Raw genomic sequence first — 19,702 nt, 5'->3', positions numbered from 1 at the left:
GGTCACTGGGCGAGGCCCACGACCAGCCAGATGAAGCCGACGCCCGCCACGGTGAACAGCAGGGTGGAGCGGGCCGGGTGGTCGTGGTGGGCCTCGGGCAGGATCTCGGCGGCGGCGAGGTAGAGCAGCGCCCCGCCGAAGAAGCCGAGATAGCAGCCGAGCAGTTCCTCCGGAAGGGTGAACACGAGCGTCGTCGCCGCGCCGACGACGGGGGCCGCCGCGTCCGCGTACAGCATCGTCAGCGCCTTGCGGCGGGCGTTCCCGTACAGGCTGGTGATCGTGTACGTGTTGAAGCCGTCGGCGAAGTCGTGGGTGATGACGGCGAGGGCGACGGCGGCGCCCATGCCGCCGCCGACCTGGAAGGCGGCGCCGAGCGCCACCCCGTCCATGAGGCTGTGGCCGACCATGGCGGCCGCGGCGGTCAGTCCGACCTGGGGGACGCGTTCCTCGCCCGCGCCGTGGGCCGCCTGGCGCACGGCGAGCAGACGCTCCACCAGATGCGCGAAGAGGAAGCCGCCGACGAACAGGAGGAGGGCCGCCGGTACGCCGAGGACGAGGCCTCCGGCGGCCTCGATGGCCTCGGGCAGCAGATCGAGTCCGACCACGCCGAGCATCAGTCCGCCGGCGAATCCGAGGACCAGGTGGCGGCGGTCGGTGACGCGCTGGGCGACCCAGCCGCCGGCCAGGGTCATGAGGAACGCGCCGAGCGCGACGAACACCGCCATGGGGTCTTGCTAGCCGATGGATCCGGGTCCCCGCATCTCCGGGCGGGCGGCGCGGAGCTGGTCGTCGGGGTGGGGGCGTCCCGGGGGGTGAGCGCGCAGGAGGTCGTCGCGCTGGTCCGGGAGGCGCTGGCGGCCGCCGGTCCGGGGGTGCCCCCCGTGGTGGAGCTGGTGACCGTCGACACGAAGGCGGACGAGCCGGGGATCGTCGCGGCGGCGGCCCGGCTGGGGGTGCCGCTGCGTTCGTATCCGGCCTCTGTACTGGCCGGAATCATGGTGCCCCATCCGTCGGGGGCGCCGCTCGCCGCGACCGGAACGCCCTCGGTGGCGGAGGCCGCCGCGCTCGCCGGGGGCGGTGAACTCCTCGTCCCCAAACGGAAGTCACGCGTCCGGGGCGGTCCGGCGAAGGCGACCTGCGCGGTGGTCCGGCGCACGCCCGGCGGGCAGGTCGGCGGGCCCGCCGGCGGCGCGGTCGCCGCCCCGGACCGTTGCGTGAAGCCGGGTGCGGGGCGCATAGTCGTTCTGCCGTGCACCCACCCGGATCACGACGGCCCTCCCCACCGTCCCCCCACCCCCACCATGGCGGTCATGTACATTCCCACGGATAGTCCCGACGCCTCCGGCGCGGGCAGACACGACCTGCGCCATCACGGCGACGCCGAGGTACGGGGACAGGGCCGGGATCTGACCGATCTCGCCGTCAACGTACGGGCCGGAACGCCGCCGCACTGGCTCACCGAGCGGATAGCGGCCTCGCTGGGCACGCTCGCCGCCTATCCCGACGGCCGTACGGCACGTGCGGCGGTCGCCGCCCGGCACGGTCTCGCACCGGAGCGCGTGCTGCTGACCTCCGGCGCGGCGGAGGCGTTCGTGCTGATCGCTCGGGCGCTGCCGGTCCGCCGGCCGGTCGTGGTGCACCCTCAGTTCACCGAGCCGGAGGCGGCGTTGCGCGCGGCCGGGCACGAGGTGGGGCGGGTGCTGCTGCGGGCCGGGGACGACTTCCGGCTGGATCCGGCCGAGGTGCCGGACGAGGCGGATCTGGTGGTGGTCGGCAATCCGACCAATCCGACGTCCGTGCTGCATCCGGCGGCGGTGCTGGAGCGGCTGGCCCGGCCGGGGCGGACGCTGGTGGTCGACGAGGCGTTCATGGACGCGGTGCCGGGCGAGTGCGAGGCGCTGTGCGGCCGTACGGACGTCCCCGGGCTGGTCGTGCTGCGCAGTCTCACCAAGACCTGGGGGCTCGCCGGGCTGCGGATCGGCTATGTGGCGGCGGAGCCGGAGACCGTACGGCTGCTGGAGGAGGCGCAGCCGCTGTGGCCGGTGTCCTCCCCGGCCCTGGCGGCGGCGGAGGCGTGCATGGAGCCCCGGGCGCTGGCGGAGGCGGCCGAGGCGGCGGAGCGGATCGCGGTGGACCGGGCCCATCTGGTGGCGGGGCTGCGGGAGTTCACCGAGGTCGAGGTGGTGGAGCCGGCCCGGGGGCCGTTCGTCCTGGTCCGGCTGGAGCGGGCGGCGGAGATCCGGGAGCGGCTGCGGATGCTGGGCTTCGCGGCCCGGCGCGGTGACACCTTTCCGGGACTCGGTGCCGAGTGGCTGCGGCTGGCCGTGCGCGACCGCGCGACGACCAACCGCTTCCTCCAGGCATTCGATCTGGCGCTCCAGGCGCTCTCGGCGGTCAGCCGCTGACGATCTCCGGCTTGAGCGGGGCGAGGCGTGCGGCGATCTCGCCGATGGTGCCGTCGTCGACCCCGGCCTCGCTCAGCGAGGCGGCGAGGTGGTCCACCACGCGGTCGAAGTGCGCGCCGGTGATGTCGAGTCCCTGGTGCGCGCGGTTCATGCCGCGGCCGGCGTAGGGGCCGGGGGAACCGAGGGCGCTGCCGACGAAGGCGCGCTGGTGGGCCTTGAGGCGGTCGACGTCCGTGCCGGTGAAGTAGGGGGCCAGCTCGTCGTCGGCCAGGACGCGTACGTAGAAGAGGTCCACCACGGCGGCGACGGCTCCGGCGCCGCCGATCCGGTCGAAGATGCTCGTCGGCGCCGGGTCCGGGGTCGCCGCTTCCTTGGTCTGATCCATGGCAGTCGAACATAGCGTCGAAGAGGGTCGCCCGGACTCGGTTGGCCGGAATCCACAGGCGCGGACAGGGAAGTGGGGAGCGGCGTTCCGGCTGTGAACACCGCTCCCCGTCCCCCGGTGACGGCCCCCCGCCGTCACCGTCGGGCCCCGGTCAGTTCTGCGAGCGGCGCCTGGCCACGACCGTCGCCGCGGCACCGGCCGCGAGCAGCAGGGCCGCGCCGCCGGCGATGTACGGCGTGCTGGAGCTGCTGCCGGTCTCGGCGAGGTCGGCGTCGGTGGACTGCGGCGCCCGGTCGGTGCCGGTCTGGGTCGTGACGTCACCGCCGGTGGAGCCCGTGGTGCCGGATCCGGAGGTGGCGCCGCCGCTGCCCGAACCACCGTTGCCCGAACCACCGCTGTTCGAGGCGCCGTCGGTGGAGCCGCCGCCGGTCGAGCCGGCCGTGGTGGAGCCGCCGTCGCCCGAACCGCCGTTGCTCGCACCGCCGTTGTCCGCACCGCCGCCGCTGGTGGAGCCGCCGCTGTCGGAACCACCGCCGCTCGCGCCGCCGTTGTCCGAACCGCCGTTGTCCGAACCGCCGCTGGTGGAGCCGCCGGTGCTCGCGCCGTCGCCGCCCGGCTTCGGCGTCTCGCAGGTGGCCTCGGCGAGCGTGACCTCGCCCTTCACATCGGCGACGTTGAGGTCGAGCGGGTTGACGGCGACCTTCAGCTGGAGGGCGACCGCGGCGGCCGTGCGGGTGGTGGTGCTGGTCTTCGAGAGGTCCAGGGTCACCGAGCCGACGCCGGGGACGGCGACCCGGGTGGTACCCCCGGCGGACAGGGTGACGCGCTTGCCGAGGACCTTCACATGGCCCAGCACGTTCGACTCGGCGACCGGCCGGTGGCCCGTCTCGCAGACGGCCTTCGAGGTGACCTGATCGACCTCGACGAGGGAGAGCAGCGGCAGACCGGGAAGGTGCAGCCGGGCCCGGACCACGTTGCTGTAGCCCTCGGCGCGGTGCCGTTCGACGGTCGCCCGCGCGGTGGCCACGTCGGCGCGCAGCACATGGACCGGCCTGCCGCTCTCCACCCCGTCCAGCTTCACGGTGAGCGCGGTCTGCTCGGCGCTCCGCGGGGCGCGCACCTCGTTGAGCGTGGCCTTGAGCGGCACGTCGATCGCCTTGTTCAGCAGCGAGACGTCGAGGGCGGTGCGGAGCACGACCGCGCTCGCCTTCCCGTCGCCGGTGGTCGTGGTGGCCGGAGCGGCGGTGGCCTGCGCCGGGACGGTCACCAGCAGGGCGACGGGGGCGGCAGCGGCCGCCAGGGCGGCGAGACGGAAGGTGTTGCTGTTCAAGATGGTGGAACCCCCACAAGAGACATGGAGCCGCCGGCGCCGTCCAATGGGGGACATCGCGGGCACCGGTGGCCTCGACTCCGTGAATCTTTACGCACAGAGGGTGAACTGGCGGACACCCGAGGTGAGTTCACCCCAAAGGGGGGTTTCCGCGCCTGTATTCGAATATTCCGGCACGTGTGTTCCTCGGGTTCACCCGTTTCACCGAGCGTGGTGGATCCTCGCGGCGTCCGCACGGCTCGGGCGGGCCATTCCAACGACCGGATGCGCCCGGGGTCACTGCCGGTCAACCTGGTGCGTCCCGGACCGCAGCGGTCCGGGACGCGGGGCCCGCACGCCCTCAGCCCACGACCCGGCCGTTCAGCACGATGTGGCGCGGGGCCGCCAGCGCGCGGACGTCCGCGCGCGGGTCCTCGTCGTACACCACCAGATCGGCCGGGGCGCCCTCCTCCAGACCGGGCCTGCCCAGCCAGGCACGGGCGCCCCAGGCCGTCGCGGACAGCGCCTCCAGGGGCGGGATCCCCGCCCGGACCAGCTCGGCCACCTCGTCGGCCACCAGCCCGTGGGCCAGCACCCCGCCCGCGTCCGTGCCGACGAACACCGGCACCCCGGCGTCGTACGCCGCGCGCACCGTGTCGTAGCGGCGCTCGTGCAGCCGGCGCATATGGGCGGACCAGCGGGGGTACTTGGCCTCGCCGCCCCGGGCCAGCTCGGGGAAGGTGGCGATGTTGACCAGGGTCGGCACGATCGCGACACCGCGTTCGGCGAAGAGCGGGATCGTGTCCTCGGTCAGCCCCGTGGCGTGCTCGATGCAGTCGATCCCGGCCTCCACGAGATCGACCAGCGCGTCCTCGGCGAAGCAGTGGGCGGTGACCCGGGCGCCCAGCCGGTGCGCCTCGGCGATGGCCTCCTCGACCTCCCGGCGCGGCCAGCACGCGGTCAGATCGCCCACCTCGCGGTCGATCCAGTCGCCGACGAGCTTCACCCAGCCGTCCCCGCGCCGGGCCTCCCGCGCCACGTACGCGACCAGGTCACCGGGCTCGATCTCATGGGCGTAGTTACGGGTGTAGCGGCGCGGCCTGGCGATGTGGCGGCCGGCCCGGATGATCTTCGGCAGGTCCTCCCGGTCGTCGATCCACCGGGTGTCGGCCGGTGAGCCCGCGTCCCGCAGCAGCAGCGCCCCGGCCGCCCGGTCGTCGAGGGCCTGCTTCTCGGAGGTGGCCGCGTCGACCGCGCCGTGGTGGTCCAGCCCGACGTGGCAGTGGGCGTCGACCAGGCCCGGGAGCACCCATCCGGTGACGACGTCCGCCCCGTCCGCACCCGGGGGCCGCTCGTACGTGACCCGTCCGCCGACCGCCCAGAGCCCGTCCCTGACGTCGTCCGGGCCGACCAGCACCCGGCCCTCCACCCGCAGTACCCGCGCCGCCTCGTGATCGCTCATGCACAGCACTGTACGAGCCCTCCGGCCGGGCCCCCACCCCCGGACCGGGGGGCCGGCGGACCGGCCGGGACGGTCCGCGCGGGCCCTCCGGGACCCCCTGGGTACCCTCGGTGCAGGCACGGCCGGCAGGCCGGGCCGCACATCGATCCGATTCCGAAGAGAGCCCCGCCGTGACGCACCCCTTCCTCGATCTGACCCCGCTCACCGCCGCGCACTTCGCGGCGATCGAGCGGCGGGTGGCCCGCCTCCTCGCCACCGAGCAGGACGTCGTCATCACGCAGGGCGAGGCGCTCCTGCCGCTGGAGGGCTGCATCCGGGGCGGCGCCCGGCCCGGTTCCACGGCCCTGAACGTCGTGACCGGACCGTACGGGCAGACCTTCGGCAACTGGCTGCGCGACTGCGGCGCCGAGGTCGTCGACCTCGCGGTGCCCTTCCACACGGCCGTCACCGCCGAGCAGGTCGCCGAGGCGCTGGCCGCGCACCCGGAGATCGACTTCGTCTCGCTGGTCCACGCGGAGGCCGCCACGGGCAACACCAACCCGGTCGCGGAGATCGGCGAGGTCGTCCGCGCCCACGGGGCGCTGTTCATGCTGGACGCCGTCGCCTCGGTGGGCGCCGAACCGCTGCTGCCGGACGCCTGGGGCGTGGACCTGTGCGTGATCGGCGCGCAGAAGGCGATGGGCGGGCCGGCCGGGGTCTCGGCGGTGTCGGTGAGCGCCCGCGCCTGGGAGCGGATGGCCGCCAACCCGCAGGCGCCGCGCCGCTCCTACCTCTCCCTGCTGGACTGGAAGGAGCGCTGGATCGACACCGGCCGCCGGGCGCTGCCGCACGCCCCGGCGCAGCTGGAGATGCTGGCCCTGGAGGCGTGTGTGGAGCGGATCGAGGCGGAGGGCGCCGAGGCCGTGATGGCCCGTCACGCGGCGGCGGCCGCGGCCACCCGGGCCGGTGCGCGGGCGCTCGGCGGCGGTCTGGCCCCGTATGTGCACGAGGCCCGTGACGCGGCGCCGGTGGCGACGACGCTGCGCGCGCCCGAGGGCGTGGACGCCTCGGCGCTGGTCGCGCAGGCGCTCGCGGCCGACCCGTCGCTGCCGCTGATCGCGGGAGGCGGGGCGCTGTCCAAGGAGATGATCCGGGTCAATCACTACGGGGTGGACGCGACGCGGGGCGCGGTGCTGTCCTCGCTGGCGGCGCTGGGGGCCGCGCTGGCCGACACGGGCCGGCCCGTCGATCTGGAAGCTGCCCGGAAGGCCGTTTCGGAAACCTGGCCCAGCGAATAAATTCCGACGTTATTCCACCATGCGGGGAGCTGCCTAATTGCGGGCAGCTCCCCGCATTCTTCTGCCCGCTTTCCCCCGGGCTAAACACCCGGGTTCACCGGGCGATCACTCCACACAATTCCCCGGTGCGCCACGAGAGTTACGAGCTTGTGACCGACTCCACACCATGGGCACTATGACCGTTTAATTCCGCTCAAATCGCCCGAAAATCCAGAGGTCTCGCGCCGGTGTGCGCGCTCGCGTGATAGCACAGGGAACGCTTTCACCCAACCCCTTCCCTCGATGCGGTTTGGAAATTTGCTGGGTAAATTCAATTCACATGACCGCCGCACCAGCAGATTGTGCCCGTGCCCGAAGCGAATTCATCACCATCGACATCCCACGAGTGGAGGACGGGGCCGCGATCTGGCGTATCGCCCGCGACTCCGAGGTCCTGGACCTCAACTCCTCGTACAGCTACCTGCTGTGGTGCCGTGACTTCGCGGCGACCTCCGTGGTCGCGCGCGACGAGACCGGCGCCCCGGTCGCCTTCGTGACCGGGTACATCAGGCCCGACCGCCCCGAGACGCTCGTCGTCTGGCAGGTCGCCGTCGACGCCGGCCACCGCTCCACCGGCCTGGCGGGGAAGCTGCTGGACAGCCTGACCGCGCGGGTCGCCGCCGAACAGGGTCTCGCCTCCGTCGAGACGACCGTCACCCCGGACAACACGGCATCGGACCGGCTGTTCACCTCGTACGCGCGCCGCCACGACGTGGCGCTGGAGCGCGAGGTGCTCTTCGACGGCGCGCTGTTCCCCGAGGACACGCATCTGCCCGAAGTGCTCTACCGCATCGGCCCGTTCCACACCTGAGCGCCACCGTGCCGACGGGGCACCGCCCGCCGGCAGCCTCTTCACCGCCCGTCACACCCCCCTCACGCAGGAGACCCGCTGTGACCATCACCCCGCCTGCCCTCAGCGTCTTCGAGACCCTGGAGTCCGAGGTACGGAGCTACTGCCGCGGCTGGCCCGCCGTCTTCGACCGGGCGCAGGGCGCCCGGCTCACCGACGAGGACGGCCACACCTACCTCGACTTCTTCGCCGGCGCGGGCTCGCTCAACTACGGCCACAACAACCCGGTGCTCAAGCGCGCGCTGATCGACTACATCGAACGCGACGGCATCACCCACGGCCTGGACATGGCGACCACCGCCAAACGCGCCTTCCTGGAGACCTTCCAGAACGTCGTCCTGCGCCCGCGCGACCTGCCGTACAAGGTGATGTTCCCCGGCCCGACCGGCACCAACGCGGTCGAGTCGGCGCTGAAGCTGGCCCGCAAGGTCAAGGGCCGCGAGTCCGTGGTCTCGTTCACCAACGCCTTCCACGGCATGTCGCTGGGCTCGCTGGCGGTGACCGGCAACGCGTTCAAGCGGGCCGGGGCCGGCATCCCGCTGGTGCACGGCACGCCGATGCCGTTCGACAACTACTTCGACGGCCAGGTCCCCGACTTCCTCTGGTTCGAGCGGCTGCTGGAGGACCAGGGCTCCGGGCTCAACCACCCGGCCGCCGTCATCGTGGAGACCGTCCAGGGCGAGGGCGGGATCAACGTGGCCCGCGCCGAGTGGCTGCGGGCGCTCCAGGACCTGTGCCACCGCCAGGACATGCTGCTGATCGTCGACGACATCCAGATGGGCTGCGGCCGGACCGGCGGCTTCTTCTCCTTCGAGGAGGCCGGCATCACCCCGGACGTCGTGACGCTGTCCAAGTCGATCAGCGGCTACGGACTGCCCATGTCCCTCTGCCTGTTCAAGCCGGAGCTGGACGTCTGGGAGCCGGGCGAGCACAACGGCACCTTCCGCGGCAACAACCCGGCGTTCGTCACCGCCGCCGCGGCCCTGGACGCCTACTGGGCGGACGGGCAGATGGAGAAGCAGACCCTGAAGCGCGGCGAGCAGGTCGAGCAGGCGCTGCTGGCCGTCTGCGGCGAGCACGACAGCGCGCGCTTCCGCGGCCGGGGGCTGGTGTGGGGCCTGGAGTTCGACGATCCGGCGCGCGCCTCGGCCGTCTGTGCCCGCGCGTTCGAGCTGGGGCTGCTGCTGGAGACCTCGGGCCCGCAGAGCGAGGTCGTGAAGCTGCTGCCGCCGCTGACCATCACCCCCGAGGAACTGGACGAGGGGCTGCGCACCATGGCCCGCGCCGTCCGCGAGACCGCCTGAGCCCGCGGCTCGGCGCCGTACCACCCCACGCACCACCACCGCAGAGAGAAAGGCACCGAACCACCGTGATCGTCCGATCGTTCGCCGAGATAGAGAACACCGACCGGCATGTGAAGGCCGAGTCCGGCACCTGGGAGAGCAAGCGCATCGTGCTCGCCAGGGAGAAGGTCGGCTTCTCGCTCCACGAGACCATCATGTACGCCGGCACCGAGACGTCCATGTGGTACGCGAACCACATCGAGGCCGTGCTGTGCGTCGAGGGCGAGGCCGAGCTGACCAACGACGAGACGGGCGAGAAGCACTGGATCACGCCCGGCACGATGTATCTGCTCAACGGCCACGAGCACCACACCATGCGCCCCAAGACGGACTTCCGTTGCGTCTGCGTCTTCAACCCGCCGGTCACCGGACGGGAGGAGCACGACGAGAACGGTGTCTACCCGCTGCTGACCGAGGAGGGCTGAGCCCATGACCACCGACGTACGCACCGATCTGTACCCCTCGCGCGGCGCCGCCGAGATGACCACTCCCCGCCAGGACCCGGTCATCTGGTCCGCGCCGGGCGCACCGGGTCCGATCACCGCCAAGGAGCTCCAGGGCTACGAGCACGACGGCTTCCTCACCGTCGGACAGCTGATCACCCCGGACGAGGTGGCCGGCTACCACGCCGAACTGGAACGGCTGATCGCCGACCCCGCCGTCCGCGCCGACGAGCGCTCCATCATCGAACCGAAGTCCCGGGCCGTCCGGTCCGTCTTCGAGGTCCACCGGATCAGCGAGGTCTTCGCCCGGCTGGTCAGCGACGAACGGGTGGTGGGCCGGGCCCGCCAGATCCTCGGCTCGGACGTCTACGTCCACCAGTCCCGGATCAACGTCAAGCCCGGCTTCGGCGCCTCCGGCTTCTACTGGCACTCGGACTTCGAGACCTGGCACGCCGAGGACGGCCTGCCGAACATGCGGACCGTCTCCGTGTCCATCGCCCTGACCGAGAACCACGACACCAACGGCGGGCTGATGATCATGCCCGGTTCGCACAAGTCGTTCCTCGGCTGCGCGGGCGAGACGCCCAAGGACAACTACAAGAAGTCGCTCCAGATGCAGGACGCCGGCACCCCCTCCGACGACGCCCTGACCAAGATGGCCGACCGCCACGGCATCAGGCTCTTCACCGGCAAGCCCGGTTCGGCCACCTGGTTCGACTGCAACGCCATGCACGGCTCCGGGGACAACATCACCCCCTTCCCGCGCAGCAACGTCTTCATCGTCTTCAACAGCGTGGAGAACGCCGCCCAGGAGCCGTTCGCGGCCCCCGTCCGCCGCCCGGAATTCATCGGGGCTCGGGACTTCACTCCGGTGAGGTAGGGATGTGCGGGGCGGGGCGGGACGCGTGGTGCGTCCCGCCCCGCCGTGTCATATCCGCTGGACCCGGCGAAGCCCCCCGGGAAACAGTGGGCCCATGACCTCACACGTACATCACGTCACCATCGACTGCGCGGACGCCTACGAGCTCGGTTCGTTCTGGGCGCAGGTGCTGGGGGGCTCGCTGGCCGGGGACGATCTGCCCGGTGATCCCGAGGCGCTGCTCGAAACCCCGGGCGCGGCGCTCCTGTTCGTCACCGTGCCCGAGCCGAAGCGCACCAAGAACCGGGTCCACTTCGACGTCATGCCCGACCGGACGCGGGACGAGGAGGTGGAGCGGCTGCTGGCGCTCGGGGCGACGGTGGTCGGGGACCACCGGAGGCCGAACGGGCGGGGGTGGGTGACGCTGGCCGATCCGGAGGGCAACGAGTTCTGTGTGGAGTGCGGTGCCGAGGAGCGGGCGCGGCTGACCGGGACGCGCCGGCCGGTGACGGCGGACGACGTGACGGCGGCGGTGACGCTGTGCGTGGAGACGCTGGGCGCGGCGGCGGACCGGGATTGGCACGTTCCGGCAGGGGACCTCACCTGGGACTGCTGGGAGACGGTCGACCACCTGAACGACGATCTGTTCGCGTACGCGGTGCAACTCACCCCGGGCACGGCCTCGCTGGAGGCGGACGCGCCCTACCACTGGGCGCCGCGGCGCGAGGGCGGGCCCTGGAACGCGGTCTGGGCCGACCCGGAGGCGGGCGTCGCCGGGCTGCTGAGGACCGTGGAGACGAGCGGCGCCCTGCTGAGCGCGATGGTCCGCACGGCCCCGCCCGCCACCCGCTCCTTCCACTCCTACGGGCCCTCCGACCCGGAGGGCTTCGCCGCGATGGGCGTCGTGGAGACCCTGGTGCACACCCAGGACGTCGCCGCCGGGCTCTCGCTGACGTGGGCGCCGCCGCAGGACCTCTGCGACCGGGTGCTGGCCCGGCTCTTCCCCGACGCCCCGCAGGACGAGGACCGCTGGGCCGTGCTGCTGTGGTGCACCGGCCGCACGGCCCTGCCCGGTCATGAGCGCCGCACCGCGTGGAAGTGGCGCGGGGCCCCGCCGGAGGAGGCCCCGCAGGCGTAGCGTCCGCTACCGGTGGGAGAACCAGGAGGCGGCCGGCAGCAGTTTCGTGTCGTAGCCGAACAGGGCCTGGTTCTCCCAGGCGTTGCCCGACGCGGGGTCGGCCGGGTCCCAGCCGCTGCCGGCGACGGCGGTCCAGGCCGGCTCCCAGTAGACCGCGCCCAGTCCCCGGCCGCCGGGCACGGCCTCGACGACGTTCAGCACGTCGCGGAGGTTGGCCGCCTGGCCGGCCGGGGTGGCCGGGTAGCCGGGGACCAACTGGTCGGCGGTGGCGATGTTGTTCTCCAGGCCGTCGGCGTCGGCGAGGGTGTGGGCGTAGGCCGTCTCGGCGACCAGCACCGGCTTCCCGTAGCGGGCGGCGGCGTCGTCCAGGTTGGTCTGGAGGTCGGAGAGCGGCCCGTGCCAGTAGCCGTAGTACGAGAGCGCGACGACGTCGAAGGGCACTCCGTACGCGACGGCGTTGTCGAACCACCAGCGGGTGCCGGCGTTGTTGCCGCCCTTGGCCAGGTGCAGGGCCACCTTCGTGCCGGAGGAGACGGCCTTGGCCGCGTTCGCCCCGGAGGTGAGCAGTCCGGCGAGCTGGGACCAGTGGTCGGTGGAGCCCTCGGGCCAGAGCATCCCGGCGTTGATCTCGTTGCCGATCTGGACCATGTCGGCGGTGGTGCCCTGTGCCTTGAGGGCGTTCAGCACGTCGTACGTGTGGGTGTAGACGTCGGTGCGCAGCTGCGCGTAGCCGTGTCCGGCCCAGGCGGCGGGCTTGTTCTGCTTGCCCGGGTCGGCCCAGCTGTCGGAGTAGTGGAAGTCGACGAGGACCTTCATGCCGAGGGCCTTGGCGCGCTTGGCCATGGCGAGGACGTGGGCCTTGTCGTTGTAGCCGTCGGCCGGGTTGACCCACACCTTGAGGCGGACGTAGTTCATCCCGGCGGACTTCAGGATCCCCGCCGCGTCGCCGGTGGTGCCGCTCGCGGAGCGGTAGACGGCGCCGTGGGCCTCGTTCTTCGGGAGGGTGGAGAGGTCACCGCCCTTCACGGTGAGGCCGGTGGAGCCGGGGGCGAAGGCGATGTCGTCGAAGTTGGCCCACTCCCCCGCGTGGGCGTCGGAGTTGAGGCTGAGGGTGCAGGCGCCGCCCACCACCTTCACGGAGGTGACGAGGCGGATCCAGGCGCCGTTCGCGGTGGGCGGCAGATCGGTGCGCTGTTCGGCGCTGCCGCAGTTGCGCAGGGCCAGGTAGGCGGAGTTCTGGCCGCCGCTGGACCGCACCCAGGCGCTCAGGGTGTAGGTGCCGTCGGTGAGGCCGGTGAGGTACTGGTAGGTCTCCACCTTGTAGGCGGAGGCGGACCAGTGGCTGAGCCGGGTGCTGCCGCCGTGGCCGCCGGCCTCGGTGAAGGAGGCGGTGTCCTGCCCGGTGGCCGAGTACGTCGACCAGCCGGTGCCGCCCGACTCGAAGCCGGTGTTGACGGGGGTGGTGGTGGCCGCGTGCGCGGGGAGGGCCGGGAGTGCGGCCAGCAGGAGGCCGGTGAGCGAGGCCGCCAGCACCCCCGCTCTCCTTCTGCCGTGCGTCGTTCCGTACATCGTCGATGTCCCTTCGACCGTTGTGCGGGGGGTGCGGGGGTGAAACGGGTGGTGCGTCCTCAGCCGTCGAGGCGGACCACGCGGACGCCGCCCGCCGGGACGGCGAGGTGGCCGGTGGCCGGTTCTCCGGTGAGGAGTTCGGTGCCGGGGGCGTCGAGCGGCACCTTGGCCTCGCTCCCGGTGTGGTTGATCAGGAAGAGGTACGTGCCGGCCTCGCCGGTGCGGGTGACCGCCTCGACGTCGTGCGGGAGGCCGGTGCGGGGCGCGATGCGGGCGTCCTCGCAGGCGCGGTCGAGGACGGCGTCCAGACCGGCCGCGGTCGGCCGGGTGGAGACGTACCAGGCGGTGCCCTCGCCGAGGCGGTGGCGGGTGACGGCGGGCCGGCCGGCCGGGATGCCGTCGGCGTAGGACCACTGGGTCTCGGCGCCGCGCGGGACCACCACGTCGGTCCAGAGGTCGGCGGTCAGCTCCGGGCCCCCGGGGGCGCCCTCGGGCGTGATCAGCCGGACCGTCTCGCCCTCGCCGAGCGGGGAGAACTCCTCGACCGTCAGCCCCAGCACGTCCCGCAGCGCGCCCGGGTACGGACCGGGGTGCACGGCGTCGTTGGTGTCGACGATGCCGGAGAAGTACGAGACGACGAGGGTGCCGCCGCCCTCCACGTACCGGCGCAGATTGCGGCCGGTCTCCTCGGTGGCGAGGTAGAGGGCCGGTACGACGACCAGGGGGTAGCCGGACAGATCGGCGTCCGGGTGGGCGAAGTCGACGGTGAGGTGGCGGTCGTAGAGCGCGGCGTAGTAGGCGTCGGCGCGCTCGCGGGCGTCGTGGGCCTGGCTGGGCCGCCACTCCAGGGACTGCGCCCACCAGGACTGCCAGTCCCAGACCATGGCCGCGTCGGCGACGGTCCGGGTGGTGCGGATGCCGTCCAGCAGGCCGAGGTCGGCACCGAGGCGGGAGACCTCGCGCCAGACCCGGGAGTCCGTGCCGGCGTGCGGGACCATCGCGGAGTGGAACTTCTCGGCGCCCTGCCGGGACTGCCGCCACTGGAAGAACATCGCGCCCTCCGAGCCGCGTGCCACGTGCGCCAGGCTGTTGCGGGCCATCTCGCCGGGGCGCTTGGCCGGGTTGCGGGGCTGCCAGTTGACTCCGCTGGTGGAGTGCTCCAGGAGCAGCCAGGGGGCGCCGCCCGCCACGGAGCGGGTGAGGTCGGCGGCCATGGCGAGGTTGACGTGGGTGCGGCGGCCGTCGGTGATCAGGTAGTGGTCGTTGGTGACGAGGTCGACCTCGCGGCCCCAGGCCCAGTAGTCCACCGAGTCGCACTGGCTGAGCGCGGTCATGAAGTTGGTGGTGACCGGGATGCCGGGGGCGAGCCGGTGCAGCAGGTCCCGTTCGGCGCGGAAGTTCTCGCGCATCGTGGCGTCGGCGAAGCGGGCGTAGTCGAGGTGCTGGGCGGGGTTGCCGACGGTGGGGGTGGTGCGCGGCGGGTCGATCTCGTCGAGGCTCCGGTAGCGCTGGCCCCAGAAGGCGGTGCCCCAGGCCTCGTTGACCGCCTCGACGGAGCCGTGGCGGTCGGCGAGCCAGCGGCGGAAGCGGGCGGCGCAGTGGTCGCAGTAGCAGGCGCTGACCGGGACGCCGTACTCGTTGTGGACGTGCCAGAGGGCGAGGGCCGGGTGGTCCGCGTAGCGGCGGGCGAGCTGTTCGGTGATGTTCGCCGCGGCGGCCCGGTAGTCGGGGTTGCTGTGGCAGATCGCGCCGCGTGAGCCGAAGGCGTAGCGCGTGCCGTCCCGGCCGACGGGCAGCGCCTCGGGGTGGGCGCGGTAGAACCAGGCGGGCGGGGCGACGGTGGGGGTGCCGAGGTCGGCGCGGACGCCGTTGGCGTGCAGCAGGTCCAGGAGGCGGTCGAGCCAGCCGAAGTCGTAGCGGCCGGGGTCGGGTTCCAGCAGGGCCCAGGAGAAGATCCCGACGCTGACCATGGTGACGCCGGCCTCCCGCATGAGGCGCATGTCCTCGTGCCAGACCTCCTCCGGCCACTGCTCGGGGTTGTAGTCGCCCCCGAAGGCCAGCTGGTGCAGACCCTGCGGAGCGGTCGCGCGAGGGGTGTGCGGCATGGGTGTCTCCTGGGCTCTTTGGTACAACTTCTGGGAACGTGCACACACCGTCTCGGCGGCGCAGAGCCAACATAACCGCACAGCAACAACCATTGACAAGTGTCGGTTTCGTTTCTCTACTGTGAACGCTCACAGCGCACATCAGGCGCTGCACCCTCGCTTCTCGTCAGGGGAGACCTCCATGAAGTACCGCATCGTCGCGGCCTGTGCGGCCGCCTCGCTCGCCGCCACCGCACTGCTCACGGGCTGCGGCTCGTCGGACGACGACGGCAGCGGCGACGGCCCGGCCGCCTCCGGCCCCGTCTCGCTCACCTACTGGGCCTGGGCCCCCGGACTGGACAAGGTCGCGGACCTCTGGAACAAGGGCGAGGGCAAGAAGGCCGGCATCACGGTCACCGTGAAGAAGCAGGCCTCCGGCGACGACCTGGTCACCAAGATCATCACCGCGGCGAAGGCGCACAAGGCCCCCGATCTGGTGCAGGCCGAGTACCAGGCGCTGCCCACCCTGGTCTCCAACGACGTGCTGGCCGACATATCCAAGGAGGCAGGCGACGCCAAGGGCGCGTTCGCCGACGGCGTCTGGCAGCAGGCGACGCTGGGTTCGGACGCCCTGTACGCGCTGCCGCAGGACTCCGGCCCGCTGATGTTCTACTACCGCAAGGACCTGTTCGCGCAGTACGGGCTGACCGTGCCCACCACCTGGGAGGCGTTCGCCGAGACCGCCCGCGCGCTGAAGAAGAAGGCTCCGGACAAGGACCTCACCACCTTCTCCTCCAACGACTCCGGCCTCTTCGCGGGCCTGGCCCAGCAGGCCGGCGCCCAGTGGTGGACCACCTCCGGTGACACGTGGAAGGTCGCCATCGACGACCCGGCCACCCGCAAGGTCGCCGACTTCTGGGGCGGCCTCGTCAAGGAGGGCGCCATCGACAACCAGCCGATGTACACCCCGGCCTGGAACAAGGCGCTCAACACCGGCAAGCAGATCGCCTGGGTCAGCGCCGTCTGGGCGCCCGGCACCCTGAACACCGCCGCCCCCGACACCGCCGGCAAGTGGGCCATGGCCCCGCTCCCCCAGTGGACGGCCGGCGAGAACGTCACCGGCAGCTGGGGCGGCTCCTCCACCGCCGTCACCAACGACTCGAAGCACAAGGAGGCCGCGGCCACCTTCGCGAAGTGGCTGAACACCGACTCCGCCGCACTCGCCGCCCTGGTGAAGGAGAGCGGGATCTACCCCGCCGCCACCGCCGCCCAGACCGGTGGCGCGCTCGCGAAGCCCCCGGCCTACTTCTCCAACCAGCCGGACTTCTACACCGAGGCCGCGAAGATCGCCAAGGGCACCGCCCCCGCCGCCTGGGGCCCGAACGTCAACGTCGCGTACACCGCGTTCAAGGACAACTTCGCCACCGCCGCCAAGAACCGCTCCGCCTTCGGCCCCGCGCTCACCGCGATGCAGGACGCCACCGTCGCCGACCTGAAGAAGCAGGGCTTCGGAGTCTCCGAGTGACACGCGCCCGCCGCCGGAAGCCGTACGGGGTCAAGAGCGCCCCGTACGCCTTCCTGATCCCCGCCACCGTCCTCTTCCTGCTCTTCTTCGCGCTGCCCATCGGCTACGCCCTCCACCTCAGCCTGCGCCGGACCGAGGTCAGCGGGCTGGGCCTCGGCAGGGGCGCGCGCAAGGAGGTCTGGGCCGGACTCGCCAACTACCGCCAGGCGCTCGCCGACTCCGAACTGCTGCACGGCGCGCTGCGCATCCTCGGCTACGGCGCGATCGTCGTCCCCGTCATGCTGGGCCTCGCCCTGCTCTTCGCGCTGCTCCTGGACACCGAACGGGTCCGGCTGCGCGGCTTCACCCGGCTGGCGATCTTCCTCCCGTACGCGATCCCCGGCGTGGTCGCGGCCCTGATGTGGGGCTTCCTCTACCTGCCGGACGTCAGCCCGTTCCACTTCCTGCTCGACAAGGCCGGTCTGCCGCAGCCCGATCTGCTCGACGGCGGCCCGCTCTACCTCGCGCTCGCCAACATCGCGGTCTGGGGCGGCACCGGCTTCAACATGATCGTCATCTACACCTCGCTGCGCGCCATCCCCGCCGAGATCTTCGAGGCGGCCCGGCTGGACGGCTGCTCGCAGCTCCAGATCGCGTTCCGGATCAAGATCCCGATGGTCGCGCCCTCGCTGGTGCTGACCTTCTTCTTCTCGATCATCGCGACGCTCCAGGTGTTCAGCGAGCCGACGACGCTGAAGCCGCTCACCAACTCGCTCTCCACCACCTGGAGTCCGCTGATGAAGGTCTACCAGGACGCGTTCGTCAACAACGACATCTACGCGGCGGCCGCCCAGGCGGTCATCATCGCCTTCGTCACCCTGGCCCTGTCCTTCGGCTTCCTCAAGGTCGCCAACTCCCGTACGAAGCAGGGGGATGCCCCGTGACCACGACGCACCCGGCCCCGCTGCCCGCGGCCCGCCGCCGCTTCGCCCCCGTGCCCACGGCGGCGCTGCTGCTGGGGGCCCTGTACTGCCTGCTGCCGGTCGCCTGGATCCTCGTCGCCTCGACGAAGTCCGGCGGCGAGCTGTTCTCCACCTTCACCTTCCTGCCCGGATCCGGCTTCGCGGACAACGTCGCCGACCTCTCGGCGTACCGGGACGGGGTCTACTGGAGGTGGATGGCCAACTCGGCCCTGTACGCCGGCGTCGGCGCCCTGCTGTCCACCGCCGTCTCCGCGGTCTCCGGCTACGCGCTCGCGATGTACCGCTTCCGGGGCCGGGAGACGATCTTCAACATCCTGCTCGCCGGGGTGCTGATGCCCCCGGTGATCCTCGCCGTCCCGCAGTACCTGCTGATGGCGAAGGCCGACCTCACCGACTCCTACCTGTCGGTGATGCTGCCCGTGATCCTCTCCCCGTACGGCGTCTATCTGGCCCGGATCTACGCGGCGGCGGCCGTGCCCGGTGACGTCGTCGAGGCCGGGCGGATGGACGGCGGCGGGGAGTGGCGGATCTTCCGCACCATCGCGTTGCCGATGATGGTGCCCGGCCTGGTGACCGTCTTTCTCTTCCAGTTCGTCGCGATCTGGAACAACTTCCTGCTGCCCTACATCATGCTCGGCGACGACGAGAAGTTCCCGGTCACCCTGGGGCTGTTCACCCTGCTCCAGCAGGGCGCGTCCACCCCCGCCCTCTATACGCTGGTGATCACGGGGGCGCTGCTGGCGATCGTCCCGCTGATCGCCCTGTTCCTGGTCATCCAGCGGTTCTGGAGCCTCGACCTGCTCTCCGGGGCCGTAAAGTCCTGACGGGCCCCGCCAGGACGTCACTTGATGAAAGATCACGCACCATGAGCCGCACAGAACAGACCGGATCGGGACGCCGACGGCCGCCGACCATCCATGACGTGGCACGGGAGGCCGGGGTCTCCCGGGGCACGGTCTCCCGGGTGCTGAACGGCGGCCACAACGTCAGCCCGGCGGCCCTCGACGCGGTGAACGCCGCGATCCGCAAGACCGGCTACACCGTGAACCGGCACGCCAGATCGCTGATCACGGGCCGCTCCGACTCGGTGGCGTTCCTGCTCACCGAGCCCCAGGAGCGGTTCTTCGAGGACCCGAACTTCAATGTGCTGCTGCGCGGCTGCACCAGCGCGCTCGCCGCGCACGACATCCCGCTGCTGCTGATGATCGCGGGCACGGAGGCCGAGCGCCGGCGGAACATGCGCTACATCGCGGGCCATGTCGACGGGGTGCTGCTGGTCTCCAGCCACTCCGGCGACCCGGTCGCCACCCAGCTCCACGAGGCCGGCGTCCCCCTGGTCGCCTGCGGCAAACCGCTCGGCCAGGGCTCCAAGGTCAGCTATGTGGCGGCCGACGACCGCGACGGTGCCCGGGACATGGTGCGTTTCCTCCACGCGTCGGGGCGCCGCCGCATCGGTACGGTGAGCGGCCCGCTGGACACCCCGGGCGGGGTGGAGCGGCTCGCGGGCTACCGCGAGATGCTGGCCGACTGCGGGCTGCCCGCCGACGAGGCGCTGATCGTGCCCGGCGACTACAGCCGGGCGGGCGGGGAGGCGGCCGCCGCGCTGCTGCTGGAGCGGGCGCCGGACGTGGACGCGGTCTTCGTGGCCTCGGACCTGATGGCGCAGGGGGTCCTCGCGGCGCTGGAGAAGGCCGGGCGCAGCGTGCCGGACGACGTGGCGGTGGGCGGTTTCGACGACTCCCCCGCGGCACTCGCCTCCCGGCCCGCCCTGACGACGATCCGCCAGCCGTGGGACCGGATCAGCTCCGAGATGGTACGGGTGCTGCTGGCCCAGATCGGCGGGGAGGACCCGGCCGCGGTGATACTCCCCACCGAGCTGGTCCGCCGCGACTCGGCGTGACGGGGGCGTCCCGGCGCCCGTGGCACACCGCCCGCCGGCGCCCCCTGCGGGTGGCGCGATGTTGTCCGGACCCATAAGCGGCGAGGGGGCCCTGGAGCCGGGTTTGACTCCCCGGATCCGCCGGTATCTTCGCCGGATCGCGTCGGATAAAC

General features: G+C 72.2%; 17 protein-coding genes. 11 read left to right on the top strand and 6 right to left on the bottom strand.

What is annotated here, in order from left to right; all coding sequences use genetic code 11:
• Positions 1 to 2: 2 nt before the first annotated feature.
• Positions 3 to 725 carry a ZIP family metal transporter gene (locus ACZ4FH_RS34570; protein ID WP_383649388.1) on the bottom strand — a complete coding sequence of 241 codons (723 nt, stop codon included), beginning with the start codon at positions 723 to 725 and terminating at the stop codon, positions 3 to 5.
• Between the two features lie 87 nt (positions 726 to 812).
• On the opposite strand from ACZ4FH_RS34570, the gene cobC reads away from it, so the two are divergent.
• The gene (gene cobC, locus ACZ4FH_RS34565; RefSeq protein ID WP_467309737.1) at positions 813 to 2,405 is read left to right on the top strand and encodes an Rv2231c family pyridoxal phosphate-dependent protein CobC; all 1,593 of its coding nucleotides are present in this window, start codon (positions 813 to 815) and stop codon (positions 2,403 to 2,405) included.
• Here the strand turns inward: cobC and ACZ4FH_RS34560 are convergent.
• The 3 genes from ACZ4FH_RS34560 to ACZ4FH_RS34550 form a co-directional block, all read right to left on the bottom strand.
• Complete coding sequence (locus tag ACZ4FH_RS34560) at positions 2,395 to 2,790, bottom strand: group I truncated hemoglobin (RefSeq protein WP_467309735.1); 396 nt, start codon at positions 2,788 to 2,790, stop codon at positions 2,395 to 2,397. The genes cobC and ACZ4FH_RS34560 overlap by 11 nt on opposite strands.
• 151 nt (positions 2,791 to 2,941) lie before the next feature.
• Positions 2,942 to 4,120: an SCO1860 family LAETG-anchored protein gene (locus tag ACZ4FH_RS34555; RefSeq protein WP_467309733.1), complete on the bottom strand. Its 1,179-nt coding sequence runs from the start codon at positions 4,118 to 4,120 to the stop codon at positions 2,942 to 2,944.
• A gap of 340 nt (positions 4,121 to 4,460) precedes the next feature.
• On the bottom strand, positions 4,461 to 5,561 hold the full coding sequence (locus tag ACZ4FH_RS34550) for an amidohydrolase family protein (RefSeq protein ID WP_467309731.1): 1,101 nt from the start codon (positions 5,559 to 5,561) through the stop codon (positions 4,461 to 4,463).
• Positions 5,562 to 5,731: 170 nt separating this feature from the next.
• Between ACZ4FH_RS34550 and ACZ4FH_RS34545 the strand changes: the two genes are divergently transcribed.
• From ACZ4FH_RS34545 to ACZ4FH_RS34520, 6 genes are all read left to right on the top strand, one after another.
• Entirely contained in the window at positions 5,732 to 6,838 is a 1,107-nt protein-coding gene (locus tag ACZ4FH_RS34545) for a pyridoxal-phosphate-dependent aminotransferase family protein (RefSeq protein WP_467309729.1), read from the top strand.
• Positions 6,839 to 7,223: 385 nt separating this feature from the next.
• On the top strand, positions 7,224 to 7,688 hold the full coding sequence (ectA, locus tag ACZ4FH_RS34540; protein ID WP_467309821.1) for a diaminobutyrate acetyltransferase: 465 nt from the start codon (positions 7,224 to 7,226) through the stop codon (positions 7,686 to 7,688).
• Positions 7,689 to 7,768: 80 nt separating this feature from the next.
• The gene (ectB, locus tag ACZ4FH_RS34535) at positions 7,769 to 9,031 is read left to right on the top strand and encodes a diaminobutyrate--2-oxoglutarate transaminase (protein ID WP_467309727.1); all 1,263 of its coding nucleotides are present in this window, start codon (positions 7,769 to 7,771) and stop codon (positions 9,029 to 9,031) included.
• A gap of 65 nt (positions 9,032 to 9,096) precedes the next feature.
• A complete protein-coding gene (locus ACZ4FH_RS34530) occupies positions 9,097 to 9,495 on the top strand; it encodes an ectoine synthase (protein ID WP_467309725.1) in 399 nt (132 codons plus the stop codon).
• Positions 9,496 to 9,499: 4 nt separating this feature from the next.
• A complete protein-coding gene (thpD, locus tag ACZ4FH_RS34525) occupies positions 9,500 to 10,393 on the top strand; it encodes an ectoine hydroxylase (RefSeq protein ID WP_467309723.1) in 894 nt (297 codons plus the stop codon).
• A 94-nt stretch (positions 10,394 to 10,487) separates the two neighbouring features.
• Positions 10,488 to 11,510, top strand: coding sequence for a VOC family protein (locus ACZ4FH_RS34520; protein ID WP_467309721.1), 1,023 nt, complete (start codon positions 10,488 to 10,490; stop codon positions 11,508 to 11,510).
• Positions 11,511 to 11,516: 6 nt separating this feature from the next.
• Here ACZ4FH_RS34520 and ACZ4FH_RS34515 read toward each other — a convergent pair whose 3' ends face one another.
• Together ACZ4FH_RS34515 and ACZ4FH_RS34510 are read right to left on the bottom strand one after the other, a co-directional pair.
• Positions 11,517 to 13,079 (bottom strand): glycoside hydrolase family 53 protein, encoded by a 1,563-nt coding sequence (locus ACZ4FH_RS34515; RefSeq protein WP_467309719.1) that lies wholly within the window; start codon positions 13,077 to 13,079, stop codon positions 11,517 to 11,519.
• A 59-nt stretch (positions 13,080 to 13,138) separates the two neighbouring features.
• Positions 13,139 to 15,184: a beta-galactosidase gene (locus tag ACZ4FH_RS34510; protein WP_467309718.1), complete on the bottom strand. Its 2,046-nt coding sequence runs from the start codon at positions 15,182 to 15,184 to the stop codon at positions 13,139 to 13,141.
• 181 nt (positions 15,185 to 15,365) lie between these two features.
• Between ACZ4FH_RS34510 and ACZ4FH_RS34505 the strand changes: the two genes are divergently transcribed.
• The 4 genes from ACZ4FH_RS34505 to ACZ4FH_RS34490 are packed head-to-tail and all read left to right on the top strand — an operon-like array spanning position 15,366 to position 19,550.
• Complete coding sequence (locus tag ACZ4FH_RS34505) at positions 15,366 to 16,688, top strand: extracellular solute-binding protein (protein WP_467309716.1); 1,323 nt, start codon at positions 15,366 to 15,368, stop codon at positions 16,686 to 16,688.
• Complete coding sequence (locus ACZ4FH_RS34500) at positions 16,685 to 17,611, top strand: carbohydrate ABC transporter permease (protein ID WP_467309715.1); 927 nt, start codon at positions 16,685 to 16,687, stop codon at positions 17,609 to 17,611. The genes ACZ4FH_RS34505 and ACZ4FH_RS34500 overlap by 4 nt, the downstream gene beginning before the upstream one ends.
• The gene (locus tag ACZ4FH_RS34495; RefSeq protein WP_467309713.1) at positions 17,608 to 18,474 is read left to right on the top strand and encodes a carbohydrate ABC transporter permease; all 867 of its coding nucleotides are present in this window, start codon (positions 17,608 to 17,610) and stop codon (positions 18,472 to 18,474) included. The genes ACZ4FH_RS34500 and ACZ4FH_RS34495 overlap by 4 nt, the downstream gene beginning before the upstream one ends.
• Before the next feature lie 41 nt (positions 18,475 to 18,515).
• Positions 18,516 to 19,550 carry a LacI family DNA-binding transcriptional regulator gene (locus tag ACZ4FH_RS34490; RefSeq protein ID WP_467309711.1) on the top strand — a complete coding sequence of 345 codons (1,035 nt, stop codon included), beginning with the start codon at positions 18,516 to 18,518 and terminating at the stop codon, positions 19,548 to 19,550.
• Positions 19,551 to 19,702: the final 152 nt, after the last annotated feature.

The organism is Streptomyces sp. NPDC024555 (genome assembly GCF_055559335.1).
Note: the sequence above shows the minus strand (reverse complement) of the source record. Positions and strands in the feature narration are given on the sequence as shown.

Coding starts and splice junctions, on each gene's coding strand:
- ACZ4FH_RS34570 (WP_383649388.1), bottom strand. CDS start 725: ATGGCGGTGTTCGTCGCGCTCGGCGCGTTCCTCATGACCCTGGCCGGC.
- ACZ4FH_RS34560 (WP_467309735.1), bottom strand. CDS start 2,790: ATGGATCAGACCAAGGAAGCGGCGACCCCGGACCCGGCGCCGACGAGC.
- ACZ4FH_RS34550 (WP_467309731.1), bottom strand. CDS start 5,561: ATGAGCGATCACGAGGCGGCGCGGGTACTGCGGGTGGAGGGCCGGGTG.
- thpD (WP_467309723.1), top strand. CDS start 9,500: ATGACCACCGACGTACGCACCGATCTGTACCCCTCGCGCGGCGCCGCC.
- ACZ4FH_RS34520 (WP_467309721.1), top strand. CDS start 10,488: ATGACCTCACACGTACATCACGTCACCATCGACTGCGCGGACGCCTAC.
- ACZ4FH_RS34515 (WP_467309719.1), bottom strand. CDS start 13,079: ATGTACGGAACGACGCACGGCAGAAGGAGAGCGGGGGTGCTGGCGGCC.
- ACZ4FH_RS34510 (WP_467309718.1), bottom strand. CDS start 15,184: ATGCCGCACACCCCTCGCGCGACCGCTCCGCAGGGTCTGCACCAGCTG.
- ACZ4FH_RS34505 (WP_467309716.1), top strand. CDS start 15,366: ATGAAGTACCGCATCGTCGCGGCCTGTGCGGCCGCCTCGCTCGCCGCC.
- ACZ4FH_RS34490 (WP_467309711.1), top strand. CDS start 18,516: ATGAGCCGCACAGAACAGACCGGATCGGGACGCCGACGGCCGCCGACC.